Raw genomic sequence first — 15,818 nt, 5'->3', positions numbered from 1 at the left:
GTCGATGCCTCACGCCGCCAGAGTGATTTGGATATTGCCGAAGCCATCGATTTCCACCCGGTTGCCCGGATGGATGACCACGGTGGTACCGGGGTCCTCGATGATGGCGGGACCGGCAAAGGTCATGCCCGGCTCGAGCCTGGCGCCGTCATAGATGGCAGCCTTGTGGATGCCTTCGAGGGCATAGTCGACATTGCGCTCGCCCTTGAGGGCGGACGAAGCCGGGATGCCGGTCGGCGCACGCTTTTCCATGGTGAGCTTGCCGACTTCCGCCGACGCCACGAGGTGGATGCCGACGATCTCGACCGGGGCCTTGAGGCGATAGGTGTATTCGCGCTCGTAGGTCTGGTGGAAATCGGCCTCGATAGCGGCAAGCCGCTCCTCGGTCACCGGACCGTCGATCAGCACTTCGGTCGTGTGCTCCTGGTTCTGGTAGCGGAACTTGCCGAAACGCAGGACCTTGACCTTGGCCGGGTCGATGCCTTCCGCCGCGAACTGGGCGCGGGCATGGGCTTCGCCTTCGGCAAAAGTCTTCTCGATGCCTTCGGCAGCGCCGGGGCGCAGGTCGCCGAGACGGGTGACGAAGTAATCGCGACGCAGGTCGCTCATCATCATGCCCCAGGCCGAGAACACCGAAGCGCCGGTCGGGATCACCACCTTCTTGACGCCCAGCTCCATGCCGAGCGCCACCGCATGCATGGCGCCACCGCCACCGAAGGCGACGAGCGTAAAGTCACGCGGATCGTGGCCACGGTTGAGCGACACCAGCTTGAGGGCGTTGACCATGTTGTTGTTGGCGATGCGGATGATGCCGCGCGCGGCTTCCTCCGGGCTGATGCCGAGCTTGCCGCCCACGGCCGTCAGCGCCTTCTCGGTCGCGGCCATGTCGGCCACGACTTCACCGCCGCAGAAATAGTCTCGGTTGATGCGGCCGAGCCAGAGATTGGCGTCGGTGGTCGTCGCCTTGTCGCCGCCACGGCCATAGGCCGCCGGGCCCGGGCTGGCGCCGGCCGATTGCGGGCCGACATGGAGCTTCTCGTGTTCATCGACCCAGGCGATGGAGCCGCCGCCATTGCCGATCTCGACCAGGTCCACCACCGGCACCATGATCGGATAGCCGGCCGACTTGCGGTCGCGCTCGATCCAGTAGTCGGTCATGATCTTGACGTGCCCGTCCTCGATCAGCGAGCACTTGGCCGTCGTGCCGCCGATATCGAGCGCCAGCACGTTGGTTTCCCCGATCAGCTTGCCGAGTTCCGCCGCGCCCCAGAAGCCGGAGGCAGGGCCGGATTCGACCATGGTGATGGGAATGCGCGACACGGCTTCGATCGAGTCCACGCCGCAGTTCGACTGCATGATGTAGGCGTCGCCATCAAAGCCGGATTGCTTCAGGCCATCGGCCAGGCGGCCGAGATAGCGTTCCGCCGCAGGCTGCACATAGGCCGAGAGCACCGCGGTGTTGGTGCGCTCGTATTCGCGCCATTCGCGGGTGATCTGGTGCGAGGCCACGGCCGAGACTTCCGGCCAGAGCTTCTGCACTTCGGCCAAGGCAGCCTGCTCATGGGTCGGATTGGCATAGGAATGCAGGAAGCTGATCGCCACCGCTTCCACGCCTTCGGCCTTGAAGATGTCGAGGATGGCCGGCAAGCCCGAAAGGTCGAGCTTGACCATCTCCTCGCCCTTGTAGCTCATGCGCCCGGCAACCTCGCGGCGCAGGAAACGCGGCACGAAAGGCTCGGGCTTGGCGTAGTGCAGGTTGAAGAAATCCGGACGATTGCCGCGGGCGATTTCGAGCGTGTCGCGGAAGCCTTCGGTGGTAATGAGACCGACCTTGACGCCCTTGCGCTCGGTCAGCGCATTGATGACGACGGTCGTGCCGTGGGCAAGGAAGTCGATCTCGGAGACATCGACGCCGCCCTTGGCGAGAACGTTCAGCACGCCCTTCTCGAAGTTCGGCGGAGTGGTGTCCGACTTGGCGGTCTTGACGACCGACTTGCCGGTTTCCTGATCCGTCTCGAAGACGACGAGGTCGGTAAAGGTGCCACCGACGTCGGTGGCAACGCGGATTGTCTTAGCCATTGGCAGTCTCTTTCGTCATCAGCAGGCACGTGGCGGCGGCAGCCGTGAGGGCATAGGCCTCGGCCACGCGCTCGGCCGTGAAGTGGCCTTCAACGTTGAGCATGTTGAGGGTGCCGATCGAGGTCCCGAAGACGACGATGGGCAGGTTGAGCATGGACTTGCAGCCCAGTGCCTCGAGCTTGGGATATTCCGGCAGCACGGCCTTGAGCGCCTCGGCCGAATTGAGCACCAGCGGCTCGCGCTTGCCGATGATGGTCTGCTCCCAGACGGTGTCGCCGATCGGGTCGGCGCCGGGGACCGGGTAGAGCTCCAGGTTGTCCGAGTAGAGACGGCGCATCACGCCGGCATCGTAGTCGAGGCCGAGAATGGTGAAGAGCTTGGTTCCGATCACCCGGTTGGTAAGCTCGTGCAGCGCCGCGTAGGCGACTTGCGGCTGGCCGCTTACCTTTGCCAGTTCGGCGGCGAAAGCGGCGTGCGGATTGGTCGGATTAGTCATGGATCAGTCTGTCTCTCAGTTCGAGCTCGTCGGTGGTGACCACGGGGACCGCCCCGATGAGCTTGCGGGTATAGGGGTGTTCCGGCGCGCTGAAGATCCGGGCGGTCTCGCCCAGCTCCACCAGCCGGCCCCGTTCAAACACGGCCATGCGGTCTGCAATGTTGCGGACGACCGACAGGTCATGGGTGATGAAGATGTAGGTGAGCCCCCTCGCCTTCCTCAGGTCGTCGAGGAGCTTGAGGACGCGTGCCTGTACGAGCACGTCGAGCGCCGAGGTCGGCTCGTCGAGCACGACGAGGCGCGACTGGCAGGCCAGCGCCCGGGCAATGGCCACACGCTGCCGCTGACCGCCGGAAAGGCTGGCCGGGCGGCGCTTGGCGAAATCGGCAGGCAGGCCGACTTCCTCGAGCAACTCGCCCACGCGCTTGTTGCGCCCAGAGCGCTCGCCGATGTTGTGGACATCGAGCGCCAGCCGCAGCGAAGCGCCGATGGTGCGGCGCGGATTGAGCGCCGAGAGCGGGTTCTGCTGCACGAGTTGGATGGCCCGGCGATGCGCCAGGTCACGTTTGGCGGGCAACTCGGTGCCTTCGAACACCATCGAGCCGGAGGTCGGCCCGTAAATGCCCAGCACCATGTTGGCGATGGTGGATTTGCCCGATCCGGACTCCCCCACGATGGCCAGGCATTCGCCCGGCATGACGTCGAACGACACGTCGGAGACGGCCCTCACCTCGTGCCCGTTGACGTCGAACGTCTTGGTGAGGTTCTTCAGGGACAGAATGGGCTGGCTCATGAGTGCACCACCATCGGCGCGTAGAAGTCGCCCGTATCTTCCGAAATGTCGGGAATGCCACCACCCGTGATCCGCGGCACCGCGCGCAGCAGCGCCTTGGTGTAGGGATGGCCGGGGTTCTCGAACAGCGCCTCGGTCGGCCCGGTCTCGACGATCCTGCCCTTGTAGATCACATAGACGCGGTCTGCGAATTCGCGCACGACGCCGAGGTTGTGCGAGATGAACAGCACCGAAGTGCCGTGCCGCTCGACGAGATCGGCCATCAGCTTGAGCGTCTGCGCCTGGACCGTAACGTCGAGGGCCGTGCCCGGCTCGTCGGCCAGCAGGAGCTTGGGTTCGTTGGCCAGCGCCATGGCGATCATCACGCGCTGGTTCATGCCGCCCGAAAGCTGGAAGCTGTAGCTTTGCAGCACGCGCTCGGGCTCGGTGATCGCCACTTCTTCCAGCGCGGCCTTGGCCTTCGCCCGGGCCTCTTGCGCGGAGATCGAAGGATTGCGGCGCTTGAGCACCTCGTGGAACAGCACGTCGATGGTGAAGACCGGATTGAGCGCCGAAGTCGGGTCCTGGAAGATCATCGACATGGCGGTGCCGCGCAGCGCGTAGCGCTCGGCTTCGCTGAGCTTTTCGAGGTCGCGGCCATCGAACATGACCTGCCCCGAAATCCGGGCATTCGGCAGCCGCTGCAGGAGGCCGAGGATGATCCGGGCCGTCACCGACTTGCCCGAGCCGGACTCGCCTACCAGCGCCACCGTCTCGCCCGGCGCGATGTCGAGCGAGATGCCGTGCAGCACTTCGGAGAGCCCGGAATAGGACTTGAAGGCCAGCTTGAGATCGGAAATCGCGAGCGTCTTGTCCATCAGGCGTCGCTCCCCAGGATATCGCGCAGGGCATCGCCGAGCAGGTTGAACCCGAAGACCGCGATGAGGATAGCCAGGCCCGGGAACACCGTCAGCCACCAGCTATCCGGCAGGTAATTGGCGCCCTCCGCCACCATCGACCCCAGATCCGGGGTCGGCGGCTGTACGCCAAGGCCGAGGAAGGAGAGCGAAGACGCGATGAGGATCACGAAGCCGCAGTCCAGCGTCATCTTGGTGATGATGGCCGGCACGCAATTGGGCAGGATTTCGCGGAACATGATGTGCCAGCGCGAGGCCCCGACGACTTCGGCGGCCAGCACATAGCCCTCTTCACGCTCCGAGCGCACGATGTTGTAGACGAGGCGCGTGTACCACGGCCACCACATGGCGGTGACCGCCAGCATGCCGTTGGTCAGTGACGGCTCGAGCAGGCCCATGATCGACATGGCCAGCACCAGCGGCGGGATCGAGAGGAAGACGTCCGTGATGCGCATCAGCACATAGTCGACCCAACCGCCGGTGTAGCCCGCAATGAGCCCGATCACGACACCGATCGGCACCGCGATGGCGAGCACCACCACCGCCAGCAGCAGCGAGGTGCGGAAGGCGAAGATCACGCGGGTGAAAAGATCGCGCCCGACGAGGTCGGTGCCGAAGATGTTCGGCCAGTGCGGCGGCTGGTTGAAATTGGTGAAGTCCACCACCGCCCCGACATGCTCGGGGAACGGCGTGATGAAATCGGCGAAGATTGCGGCAAAGACCACCAGACCGATGAGCACGATGCCCACCAGCGAAAGCGGATTGCGCAGGAGGATGTAAAGCGTGCGGCTCACTGCGACCTCTGCGACAGGCGGATGCGCGGATTGATGAACGCGATCAGCAGGTCCACGATGATGTTGACGATGAGGAACACGAGCGAGATCACCAGCACCGTGCCCACGATGGCGTTGAGGTCCTTGCGCAGGATCACCTGCACGCCGTAGCGCGACAGCCCCGGCCAGGCGAACACGGCCTCGACCAGGAAAGCGCTGCCCAGCATCGAGGCGAAGTCGAGACCGATAATGGTCAGCGACGGAATGAGCGAGGGCTTGAACGCATACTTCTTGGCGATCCTGGCGCTCGGGAAGCCGAAGGCCTCGGCCATCTCGATATAGGGCTTGTCGTAGGTCTCGATCATGTTGGCGCGCGTCAGCCGCGCCGCCTGCCCGATGCCGCTCAGCGCCAGCGCGAAGGCCGGCAGGATGATGTGGCGCAGGGCGTCGAGGAACGCCGGGATATTCCCCGCGATCAGCGTATCGACCAGCATGAAGCCTGTGACCTGCGGAACGACGAAGGCGTCATTGAGCCGGCCTGCGATCGGGAACAGCGGCAGGAAATAGGCGAAGAGCAGCATGAGCACCACCGCCCACACGAAGCTCGGCGCCGAGACACCCAGCAGCGACACCACCCGCAGCAGCCCGTCCACGAACGTATTGCGGTAGCGCGCGCCCAGGATGCCCAGCGGCAGGCCAAGGCCGATCATCATGATGCCGGCCACGATGATGAGCTCGAACGTCGCCGGCAGGAACTGCGCGAGGTCGGTCGTCACCGGACGGTTGGTATAGAGCGAGATGCCGAGATTCCCGCGGAAGAGGTCCGCGAGGAAATAGCCGTATTGCACCACGATGTTGTCGTTGAGGTGCAATTGCTCGCGCAGGTTCGCAACCGCCTCCGCAGTCGCATTGGGGCCCAGCGCGATACGCGCCGGATCGCCGGGAATGACCCGCGCGATGGCAAAGATCAGGATCGACACTCCGAACAACACCAGGATCGATGTCCCGATGCGCTGGAGCAGAACACGGATGACGGGTGACATGCTGCGCTTTCAAAGACCCGGACCGGCCCCGCCAAGGGGGCCGATCCGAAAGGTTGGAACCGTTACGGCTGCATTTCCATCAGGCGGAACTGGAAGCCGGCGCTGTCCAGCGAGATGCGCTTGCTGTCATCGCTCAAAGCCGGAACCTTGACGCGGTTGGACGCAGCGAACACGGCCTGCGAGTCATAGGCGTAGATCGAGGGCGCGATTTCCATCAGGCGCTTGTTGAGCGCCGTATAGGCAGCCGCACGCTCTTCTTCGCTGGTGGCCGCACGGCCCTGGTCGAGGAGCTTGTCGACTTCTTCGTCCTTGAGGTATTCCGGCGACTGCCAGGTGCCCGCGGCCGAGGAGTGATACATGCCGTAAAGCAGCGTATCCGGGTCACCGGTCACCGAGGCCACGTTGACCTGCGATACGTTGGGCGTGGACTCCGGCTTGGTCACGGCATCCACGAACAGCGCCCAGGGCATCTTGGTAATCTTGGACTTGAAGCCGAGCTGCTGCATGTTGGCCTGAAGCAGCAGAGCGAAACGCTCCTCGATCGGCACTTCGGCGATCCAGGAGATTTCGACCTCGGTGTCGGCCGGGTTGTACTTGCACTGCGACAGGAATTCCTTGGCCTTGGCCAGATCCTGCTTCAGCGGCTCGCCATCGGGGAAACCACCGAGCATCTGGGCCGGAATGGCGCCGGTCGGCACCTTGCCCTGCGACACTTCCGGGGTCACGGCGATGAGCTTGAGCGCCGACTGGTAGTCGAACGCATTGGACACGGCCAGGCGGCAGTTGACGTCGTCGAACGGCGCCTTGGCGGTGTTCAGCTTGATGTAGAACGCCCCGTTGCCATGCTCGGTGAGAAGCTGGTTGCCCTCCTTGGCCAGCGAGGCCAGCACTTCGGGCGGCAGCCACTGCGAGGTGATGTCGTGCTCGCCCTGAGCGACCAGGGTGCGCACGGTTGCGGCTTCGAGGCCATAGCGCAGGCGCACGGTGTCGGGAGCCGCCGCATCCATCTCCTGGAAGTAGGACGGGTTCTTGGCCATCACGGTTTCGGACTGCGGATTGTGCGACGTTACCGAGTAAGCGCCCGTACCGGCCGAATGGGTCGAGAGATACGCCTGGCCCCAATCGTCGCCCGTGGTGTTCTCTTCGACCAGCTTCTTGTCCACGATCGGCAGGCGCACGAGCGCGGCGAGGAACGGAGCATAGGGCTTGGCGAGGGTGAACTTGACGGTGTGCTCGTCAACGGCTTCCGCCCCGGTCACGTCCTCGAAGAGGTAGGAAAGGCCCTGCCCCAGCGCCTTCATGCGCTCAAGCGAATAGACCACGTCGGCCGAGGTGAAGGGATTGCCGCTCTGGAACTTGACGTCGTCGCGCAGCTTGAATGTGAACGAGGTGCCGTCCGTCTCCCAGCTCGAAGCAAGATCGGGCACCATGCCCGGCTTGCCCTGACCGGCGAAGACCAGCGTGTCGTAGACGTTGAACATCAGGATGGAGTCGGCATAGTCCGACGCCTTGGCCGGGTCGAGCTCGCCGACCGGCACTTCATCGAGGCGCAGCACGGTTTCGGCCTGCGCGGCGGATACAACGGCGGTCAGCGCGGTCGCGGCCAGCGCCGCGGCAGCAATCGCCCGATTGATTGTCTTCATGGTTTTCCTTCCTTGAGCCTTCCAGTTCGCGGCCTTTGCAGCCGACGTGGTTAGTCGTCCGACGGTTCCTCGCCGAACAATTCCTGTGTTCCGACCCAGAGCGCCACAGCCATGGACTGCGTGTGGTTCCAGACCGAATGGGGATGCGTGGACGGGAAATGCTCGGCATCGCCCACCTGCAGAATTGCGTGATTGTCGTTGACGATGCTCGTGACCTCTCCCGAGAGCACGTAGAGCATCTCCTCGCCATCGTGCGAGATGCTCTCGGACTTGTAGCCGGGCGGGATGTTCATGAGCACCGAATGCATGTGGCGGCCGGGAAAATTGCTCGATACCCGTTCATAGGTGATCGGCTGCGCTCCCATGCGCGTGCTGGCATTGACCAGCGAATAGACCTCGCGCTGCCCATGCCGGGACAGGCGGCTCTGGTTGCGTGGCTGCTGGAGATAGGTGCTGACGTCGGTCTTGAGCACCTTGCAGATGGACACGAGCGAAGAGAGCGAGGGCATGGTGATGCCGCGCTCCACCTGGGAAATGAAGCCGACCGAAAGGCCAGCGCCGTCCGCCACCTGCTTGAGGGTGAGTCCGATATCGACCCGGCGCTCACGCAGCCGGTGCCCCATCGGGTAGGTTTCGCTCTCGATCTGGGCGGCAAACTCGTCGCTCATACCATCCTCTGTTTAGTCATACTAAACTTGGGACCTGAAAAACCCGACTGTCAAGCCGATTTTAGTGGGACTAAACTTTGGGCAAATCGCTGCCGAAATGAGCGGCAGCGTGGATAGCCTGCAGGCACTGCCCTCTCCCCAAACGCCCGGAAAACCTGCAGTATGGAGCGGGGCTGGAGGGGACTTCGATGAAGCGGCTGGCAGTCTTCTGCGACGGCACCTGGAACCGGCTATCGGCCGAACACCCGACCAATGTGGTGCTGGCGGCCCGTTCGGTGCTGCCATACGGCACGGACGGCGTGCCTCAGGTGACCTACTACGACGAGGGGGTCGGCACGACCTTCCTCATCAACCAGGCACTCGAACGCACGCTCGCCGGAGCCTTCGGCTGGGGGCTCTTCGACAAGATCGCGGCGGCCTACCGCTTCCTCGTTTTCAACTACGATCCAGGCGATGAAATCTATATCTTCGGCTTTTCGCGCGGCGCCTTCACGGCGCGCTCGCTGGCCGGTCTCATCCGCAAATGCGGGATCGTCACCCGCGATAGGCTCGACAAGGTCGAAGAGGCCTTCAAGTTCTACAAGGACAATTCGCCCGAGGCGCATCCGGACATGGAGCGGGCGCAGCAGTTCCGGCTGGAAAACTCGCAGGACATCATCATGAAGCCCGAGGACCGGGCGTTCCGGCAGGCGCTGGGTGTGCCGGCAGCGCTGACCAACCAGCCGCTCTTCACGCTCAAATATCTGGGCGTCTGGGATACGGTGGGCGCGCTCGGCATGCCCAGATACCTGCTGCTCGAGCGTATCTTCCGGACCGCGGCCAAGTACCAGTTCCATGACGCGGCGCTGTCGAGCATCGTCGAAGCGGCGCGTCATGCGGTGGCGATCGACGAGGATCGGCTGAGCTTCGAGCCGGCGCTGTGGGACAATGTCGACGACCTCAACCGCATCGAAGGCCGTGCGGGCAATTACCATCAGCTCTGGTTTCCGGGCGACCACGGCTCGGTGGGTGGCGGTGGCGACATTACGGGGCTATCGGCCTCCCCGCTGGTCTGGATCATGGACGGCGCCAGCCGGCAGGGTCTCGCCTTCGATCGTGCGGCACTCAAGGCGTATGCTGGTGAGCGCGACGACTTCGCACCCCTTCACAACATGACGGCTCCGAAAAGCTGGACGGAGATCATCTACCGGCGCGGCGCGCGGAAAGGGCCGTGGCGACAAGCAGATCTGGGCGCCAGCAGCCGGGCGCGCATCGCGCGTACTGCGTCGGCGGATTGGCCGATCTATCGCCCGGCGGCGCTTTCGGCCTTTTTCGAGCGGCAGTCGCAGACCGCAAGGCGGCGCAGCGAGGAACGGCGACCAACGGAACCAAGCCCCTCCGCCCCGAGTTAGTCGGGTGCCCAAGCCAAAGCCTAGGAGGGTTGAAACATGGCGAGCTCAAACATCAAGCCGATCCGGCAGGCCGAACATGTCGTCGAAGACCTGTCCGAGCACATGAGCGACCAGATCGCTTCGCTCGGCCGCCAGATCGCGTCCATCTCCTCCTCGCTCGAGGACATGCGTCATTCGCTCAACAGCCACGACCTGCGCGAGGAAGTCGGCCACCGCGCCCGCGCGGCAGCCCGCTATGTCGGCGGCCAGGCCAATACGGCCGGCCAGGTGATGCGCGACAACCCGCTACAGACCGCCGCGGCGCTGGCCGCCGTCGCCCTGCTCGCGGCCCTGGTGTTCCGCCGCGATTGATTCCTGTCCGCTCCCGAGAGGAGCGGAACTCAGTTCGGCTCGTCGCCGATGGCGAGGATATTGCCGTCGGCGTCGCGGAGCCATGCGGCGTGATAGATGCCCATGTTCGCGATCGAGTCGACCGTCTTGAGGCCCGGCATGTCGTATTCCTCGAATACGACGCCGTGGCGCTTGAGGTCCTTCACATCCGCCACGACGTCCGACGACCCGAACGACATGAGCGTATTGGGCGCCTTGCCGGCATTGGGCGTCGGATACAGCAGGAAGCCCGTTCCCGCACCCACATGATAGATGGCGCCGGTCTCGTCTTCGCGGAACGGAGACAGCCCCAGTTTGTCCTTGTACCAGGCCTTGGCCCGGGTCATGTCGGCGGCGGGAATAGTGGCATAGGCACGATGATCGGTCAGCATGGCAACCTCCCTTGCTGGACACCTGCCCTCAACGCCCGCGATTGTACGCCTCCCCGTGAGCGGAGCCAAACGAAAGCCCTCACGACAAGCTGAAACGGGCCAAAACCATCGCATAGGGACAAAGCCGGACTTTTCGGCTAACGTGAACCTCTAGCAGGCACGCGGTTTCGTGTGACCAGCCACCACGGTGCGCTCTTCGCACGACCCGTTGTTCCTGTCTTCGTGAGGAGACAAGCAATGGCAGACTTTCATGTGATCGGCGGTGCCACCAAGGCTGTGGCTCACCCCCAAATTCGCAAGATCCAGATGTCGGACCTTAGGGACGTGCTGCGCGCGGGCCTTTCGGACTTCTGGGACAAACCGTCCCACTATGCCTTTCTCGGCCTCATCTACGCAGTAGTCGGTATCGCGCTGGCGATCTGGTCCTCGGGTGCCAATGCGTTGCCCATGGTCTTCCCGCTTGCCTCCGGCTTCGCCCTGCTCGGCCCCATAGCCGCCATAGGGCTTTACGAAATCAGCCGACGCAAGGAACAGGGACAGGACACCTCCTGGATCCACGCGATCGAAGTGATGCGCTCGCCCGCTCTCCCCTCGATCATCGCCGTCGGCATCATGATCTTCGCCATCTTCTATCTCTGGCTGGCAGCGGCCGAGAGTATCTACCAGGCAACCTTCGGCATGAGCGCCCCGACCTCGGTCACCGCCTTCCTCAGCGAGGTCTTCACCACCTCGCAGGGCTGGCAGCTGATGCTCTGGGGTTGCGGCGTCGGCTTCCTCTTCGCGCTGGTCACGCTCGCCACCACGGTCATCGCCTTTCCGCTGATGCTCGATCGCGACGTGGGGGCCTTCGCGGCGATCGAAACCTCGGTCCGGGCCTTCATGGCCAATCCGATCCCCCTGCTCGCCTGGGGCCTTATCGTCGCGGTGCTGCTCACCATCGGCTCGATCCCGTTCTTCGTGGGTCTTGCCGTCGTCGTACCGGTGCTCGGCCACGCCACCTGGCACCTCTATCGCAAGCTGGTCGCCTGACCGCTTTTCCGCCGGAGCCGACAGCGGCTCCGGCACCCCTCTTCATCTCCATACTTCTTTGGATCAAACGCGCCGAAGGCGCTTGACTTTCGCTGCCTCTCACGCCTTATGTACCGCACTCGATGATATAAATCAGAACATCGGGATTACTTGAGGAGGAGGCCTCGATGAAGGCGACGGTGACGGCGCACAAGGACTATTCGATCGCCAGGATCGACGATCGCGTTTATGGCGCGTTTCTCGAACACCTCGGACGCGCCATCTATACCGGCATTTACGAGCCGGATCACCCCACCGCCGACAAGAACGGCATGCGCGGCGACGTCGCCAAGCTGGTCAAGGACCTCAACGTTCCCATGGTCCGCTATCCGGGCGGCAACTTCGTCTCGGCCTATAACTGGGAAGACGGCATCGGCCCGCGCGAAGAGCGCCCGACTCGCCTCGACCTCGCCTGGCACACCTCCGAATCCAACGCCGTAGGCATCCACGAATTCGCCGACTGGTGCTCGACCGTCGGCACCGACATGATGCTGGCCGTCAACCTCGGCTCGCGCGGCCTCGACGCGGCCCGCAACTTCGTCGAATACGTCAACCATCCCGGCGGCTCCTACTGGAGCGACCTGCGCATCAAGAACGGCCGCAAGGATCCGTGGGACGTAAAGCTCTGGTGCCTGGGCAACGAGATGGACGGCCCCTGGCAGGTCGGCCACAAGAGCGCCGACGAATATGGCCACCTGGCCAACGAAACCGCCAAGGCCCTGCGCGCCTTCGACAAATCGCTCGAACTGATCGTCTGCGGCTCGTCCAACGCCAAGATGCCGAGCTACCCGCAGTGGGAAGCGACGGTGCTCGATCACACCTATGATGCGATCGACTACATCTCGCTGCACATGTATTTCGCCAACCGCGAGAAGAAGACCGGCAACTACCTGGCGCTCTCGATCGAGCTGGAGAACTACATCAACGCCGTGGCCGGCGTGATCCAGTTCATCAAGGCCAAGAAGCGTTCCAAGAAGGACGTCTACATCTCCTTCGACGAATGGAACGTCTGGTATCACTCCAACCAGCAGGACCGTAAGATCCTGGAAGGCAATGACGGCTGGCCGCACGCCCCGGCGCTGCTGGAAGACGTCTACAATTTCGAGGACGTGCTGCAGGTCGGCCTCATCCTCAACACCTTCATCCGCCGCGCCGACGTGGTGAAGATCGCCTGTATTGCCCAGCTCGTGAACGTGATCGCTCCGATCATGACCGACCCGAAGGGCGCGGCCTGGCGGCAGACCATCTACTACCCCTACTACTTCGCTTCAATCTACGGCCGCGGCACTGCCCTGAATCTGGTTGTGAACTCCCCGACCTACGACGCTGAAAACGTTAAGGGAGTTCCCTATGCCGACGTGACGGGCGTCCACAACGAAGAGGACGGCACGCTAACCTTCTTCGCGGTGAACCGGAACGGAAATGAGGCGATCGACCTCGACATCGCGCTGGAAGGTTTTGGCAGCGCCACGATCGTGGATCACCAAGTGATGACGCACGCCAATCTCGAGGCGGTGAACACGGCCAAGAACCCCGACGAAGTGACCCCGACCAAGGGCACCGGCGCGGTGATCAAGGATGGCCGACTGTCGGTGAAGCTGCCGGCCTATTCGTATCAGATGATCCGGGCGAAGCTCTAGGCGCAGAGCCCGAGCCCCCTACCTGGCCCTCCCCACTCGCAAGGGGGAGGGTTGGTTTGCGGCTATTTCACCTGCCCTACCGTAGCCGCGGCGCCCTGCTCCAGCAGGCTTGTGAGCAAACGCACCAACAGTGCACGGAATGTGGGATCGTCTGGCAGATCCGTGCCGAAGACTTCGCGCAGTCCAAGGAAGCCGTCGACCAGCCGCTCCGCATCGCGGCCGGCTTCGGCGGCGATGGCGCGGAAACGATCGACCATGGGGTCGCGGACGTCGATAGGGTCGCCCTTTTCATCCGTACCGGTGGCGTAACGCATCCAGGCGGCAACGCCGAGGGCAAGGCGATCATAGCTTTGGCCGGCGGCAATGCGGTCGCGGATGGTGCCGAGGAGACGCTGGGGCAGCTTCTGGCTGCCATCCATGGCGATCTGCCAGGTGCGGTGCTTGAGCGCGGGATTGGCGAAACGGTCGAGCAAGGCATCGCGATAGCCGGCGAGATCGGTACCCGGCATGTCGAGCGTCGGCATCACCTCCTCTGTCATGAGACCGAAGATGAGATCGCGGAAGGCGGAATCCCCAATAGCGTCGGCGACATATTGGTGGCCGGCAAGGTAGCCGAGATAGGCCAGCGTCGAGTGGGAGCCGTTGAGCATGCGCAGCTTCATGCGCTCGAACGGCTCGACATCTTCGACCATCTGAGCGCCGACAGTTTCAAAAGGCGGCCGGCCAGCGGGGAAATGGTCCTCGATCACCCATTGGCTGAACGCTTCGGTGACCACGGGCCAGGCGTCGTCCAGACCGAGCATGGCCGCGACGGCTTCGCGGTCGGCGTCCGTGGTGGCAGGTACGATGCGATCGACCATGGTGCTGGGGAAGGCCACCGTCTCGACATAGGCCGCAAGCTCGCGGCCGCGTGCAGCGGCGAACTCGCCCACAATGCGCTGCGCGGTGCGGCCGTTGCTCGGCAGGTTGTCGCAACTCATGATCGTGAAGGGCGCGATGCCGGCGCGGCGGCGACGCTCCAACGCCTCGACGAGGAAACCCGGCGCACTGCGCGGGGTGCTCGGATAGGCGAGATCGTGAACGATGTCGGGATGGGCGAGATCGAGATGGCTGGTCGCCGGATCGTGGCAATAGCCCTTCTCGGTAACGGTCAGCGAGACGATCCGCACGCTTGGCCGAGCCATGAGCTCGAGGAGCGTTTCGCCCTCGGTCGTGGCATCGATGATCCCGGCAATGGAGCCGATGACGCGGCAGGCGCTGCCCGAGGCATCGCGGACCAGCACGGAATAGAGGTTACCCTGCGGCTCCAGCGCCTTCTTGGTATCGGGACGACGCAGGCTGGCGCCGACGATGGCCCATTCCGGATGCTGGGCGAGGAGGTCATCGACATAGACCGCCTGGTGCGCGCGGTGGAAGGCGCCGATGCCGAGGTGGACGATGCCGGGTGCGATGACGCCGCGGTCGTAGGCATAGCGTCGGGTTGAGGGCGATGCGGAGGCGAGGGTTTCGGGGGTGAGGCGAGGCATGGGAACTCCGGAGCTTCGCATCTGGTATGGTAGAATGAGTGAGGCGTCAATGGCGGGTAGGTGGGGGGTGGCTACCCCCACCCCTGTCCCCTCCCCGCAAGGGGGAGGGAGACCTGCTGGCTCTATCCAGTGCTCTTAACCACGTACCTCGCCTCCCCCAACGGGAGAAGCAGCAGCTCCGGCTCAGCCCTATTTCAACGTCGCCTCAAACCAGTCCGCGGTCTTGCTGATTACCAGGTCCGCCTGCGCCTGATCCTGGCCCAGCACGCCATAGATATGGTCTGCGCCCTCGACGATCATGGCTTCCTTGGTGTCACCGGGCGCGGCGTCGACATATTGCTGGGCGTATTTGGCCGAAAAATCCTCGCTGCCGGCGATGGCGAGATAGGCGCCCTTGTAGGCGGCAAGCGCATCCTTGAGGGAGTGCGCGGCGAGGCTATCGAAGAAGCTCTTCTTGAGGGCAATGGTGCGGAAGCCGAGGTCGAGGCCGACTATGCCATCGGCCGCAGCCTTGTCGAAGGCCTCCTGCCCCACCGAGCCCTTCATGTCCTCGGCAAAGTCGCCGACCGATGACCAGGTGACGCGCGATTTGAAGAAATCGGGGCGCTCGGCCGTGGCAAGGATGGCGATGCCGCCGCCCAGGCTGAAGCCGAGCACGCCGAGCCTGGCGCGGTCAATCTCCGGGACATTGGCAAGGTAGTCGGCGGCAATGAGGGCATCTGCAAGCTGCTGGTCGACCGTCGTCGCGCCGGTATCGCCATCGCTCTTGCCAAAGCCTTCGAAGGAGATGCGGAGCGAGGCGATACCCTTCTTGGCCAGCGCCTCGGCTTCGCGAGCATACATGTTGCCGACCTCGTCCTTCGCGCTGCCGAAACCATGCAGCATCAGCACGGCCGGCGCACCCTTGGCGCCATCGGGCACATTGAGCGTGGCGTCGATCCCTTTTTCGAGCGTCACGCTCGTCTCGCCGGCAATGGCGGTGGAGCAAAGCAGCAGGCCGGCAATGGCCGCAGCGGACAGAGTGGAAACACGCATTGAACA

Annotated in this window: 15 protein-coding genes; 4 read left to right on the top strand and 11 right to left on the bottom strand. The window is 63.8% G+C overall.

Features of this window, described 5'->3' with window-relative positions; genetic code table 11:
• Nucleotides 1–9: 9 nt before the first annotated feature.
• From JNE37_RS17850 to JNE37_RS17815, 8 genes are all read right to left on the bottom strand, one after another.
• Complete coding sequence (locus JNE37_RS17850) at nucleotides 10–2,079, bottom strand: hydantoinase/oxoprolinase family protein (RefSeq protein ID WP_203064068.1); 2,070 nt, start codon at nucleotides 2,077–2,079, stop codon at nucleotides 10–12.
• Nucleotides 2,072–2,575, bottom strand: a complete 504-nt coding sequence (locus JNE37_RS17845) for a GAF domain-containing protein (protein ID WP_182400134.1) — start codon at nucleotides 2,573–2,575, stop codon at nucleotides 2,072–2,074. The genes JNE37_RS17850 and JNE37_RS17845 overlap by 8 nt, the downstream gene beginning before the upstream one ends.
• On the bottom strand, nucleotides 2,568–3,368 hold the full coding sequence (locus JNE37_RS17840) for an ABC transporter ATP-binding protein (RefSeq protein WP_203064066.1): 801 nt from the start codon (nucleotides 3,366–3,368) through the stop codon (nucleotides 2,568–2,570). The genes JNE37_RS17845 and JNE37_RS17840 overlap by 8 nt, the downstream gene beginning before the upstream one ends.
• Nucleotides 3,365–4,225, bottom strand: a complete 861-nt coding sequence (locus JNE37_RS17835; protein ID WP_203064065.1) for an ABC transporter ATP-binding protein — start codon at nucleotides 4,223–4,225, stop codon at nucleotides 3,365–3,367. The genes JNE37_RS17840 and JNE37_RS17835 overlap by 4 nt, the downstream gene beginning before the upstream one ends.
• Nucleotides 4,225–5,058 carry an ABC transporter permease gene (locus JNE37_RS17830; protein WP_035034976.1) on the bottom strand — a complete coding sequence of 278 codons (834 nt, stop codon included), beginning with the start codon at nucleotides 5,056–5,058 and terminating at the stop codon, nucleotides 4,225–4,227. The genes JNE37_RS17835 and JNE37_RS17830 overlap by 1 nt, the downstream gene beginning before the upstream one ends.
• A complete protein-coding gene (locus tag JNE37_RS17825; RefSeq protein ID WP_203064064.1) occupies nucleotides 5,055–6,080 on the bottom strand; it encodes an ABC transporter permease in 1,026 nt (341 codons plus the stop codon). The genes JNE37_RS17830 and JNE37_RS17825 overlap by 4 nt, the downstream gene beginning before the upstream one ends.
• 62 nt (nucleotides 6,081–6,142) lie before the next feature.
• A complete protein-coding gene (locus tag JNE37_RS17820) occupies nucleotides 6,143–7,723 on the bottom strand; it encodes an ABC transporter substrate-binding protein (RefSeq protein ID WP_203064063.1) in 1,581 nt (526 codons plus the stop codon).
• Between the two features lie 50 nt (nucleotides 7,724–7,773).
• A complete protein-coding gene (locus JNE37_RS17815; RefSeq protein ID WP_203064062.1) occupies nucleotides 7,774–8,391 on the bottom strand; it encodes a helix-turn-helix domain-containing protein in 618 nt (205 codons plus the stop codon).
• A 188-nt stretch (nucleotides 8,392–8,579) separates the two neighbouring features.
• On the opposite strand from JNE37_RS17815, the gene JNE37_RS17810 reads away from it, so the two are divergent.
• Nucleotides 8,580–9,782: a DUF2235 domain-containing protein gene (locus JNE37_RS17810; RefSeq protein ID WP_203064061.1), complete on the top strand. Its 1,203-nt coding sequence runs from the start codon at nucleotides 8,580–8,582 to the stop codon at nucleotides 9,780–9,782.
• A 36-nt stretch (nucleotides 9,783–9,818) separates the two neighbouring features.
• Nucleotides 9,819–10,133, top strand: a complete 315-nt coding sequence (locus JNE37_RS17805) for a hypothetical protein (RefSeq protein WP_035034969.1) — start codon at nucleotides 9,819–9,821, stop codon at nucleotides 10,131–10,133.
• 29 nt (nucleotides 10,134–10,162) lie between these two features.
• Here the strand turns inward: JNE37_RS17805 and JNE37_RS17800 are convergent, their stop codons facing one another.
• A complete protein-coding gene (locus JNE37_RS17800; protein WP_203064060.1) occupies nucleotides 10,163–10,543 on the bottom strand; it encodes a VOC family protein in 381 nt (126 codons plus the stop codon).
• A 237-nt stretch (nucleotides 10,544–10,780) separates the two neighbouring features.
• On the opposite strand from JNE37_RS17800, the gene JNE37_RS17795 reads away from it, so the two are divergent.
• Entirely contained in the window at nucleotides 10,781–11,572 is a 792-nt protein-coding gene (locus JNE37_RS17795) for a DUF2189 domain-containing protein (protein ID WP_035034966.1), read from the top strand.
• A 167-nt stretch (nucleotides 11,573–11,739) separates the two neighbouring features.
• On the top strand, nucleotides 11,740–13,251 hold the full coding sequence (arfA, locus tag JNE37_RS17790; protein WP_203064059.1) for an arabinosylfuranosidase ArfA: 1,512 nt from the start codon (nucleotides 11,740–11,742) through the stop codon (nucleotides 13,249–13,251).
• A gap of 62 nt (nucleotides 13,252–13,313) precedes the next feature.
• On the opposite strand, the gene JNE37_RS17785 is transcribed toward arfA, so the two are convergent.
• Nucleotides 13,314–14,777, bottom strand: a complete 1,464-nt coding sequence (locus JNE37_RS17785; RefSeq protein WP_203064058.1) for a mannitol dehydrogenase family protein — start codon at nucleotides 14,775–14,777, stop codon at nucleotides 13,314–13,316.
• Nucleotides 14,778–14,966: 189 nt separating this feature from the next.
• Nucleotides 14,967–15,812 carry an alpha/beta hydrolase family protein gene (locus JNE37_RS17780; RefSeq protein ID WP_203064056.1) on the bottom strand — a complete coding sequence of 282 codons (846 nt, stop codon included), beginning with the start codon at nucleotides 15,810–15,812 and terminating at the stop codon, nucleotides 14,967–14,969.
• Nucleotides 15,813–15,818 lie beyond the last annotated feature (6 nt).

It is taken from the genome of Paradevosia shaoguanensis, from assembly GCF_016801025.1.
GTDB lineage: Bacteria > Pseudomonadota > Alphaproteobacteria > Rhizobiales > Devosiaceae > Paradevosia > Paradevosia shaoguanensis.
The sequence above is the reverse complement of the archived record's forward strand: the minus strand, read 5'-3'. Positions and strand labels throughout refer to the sequence as shown.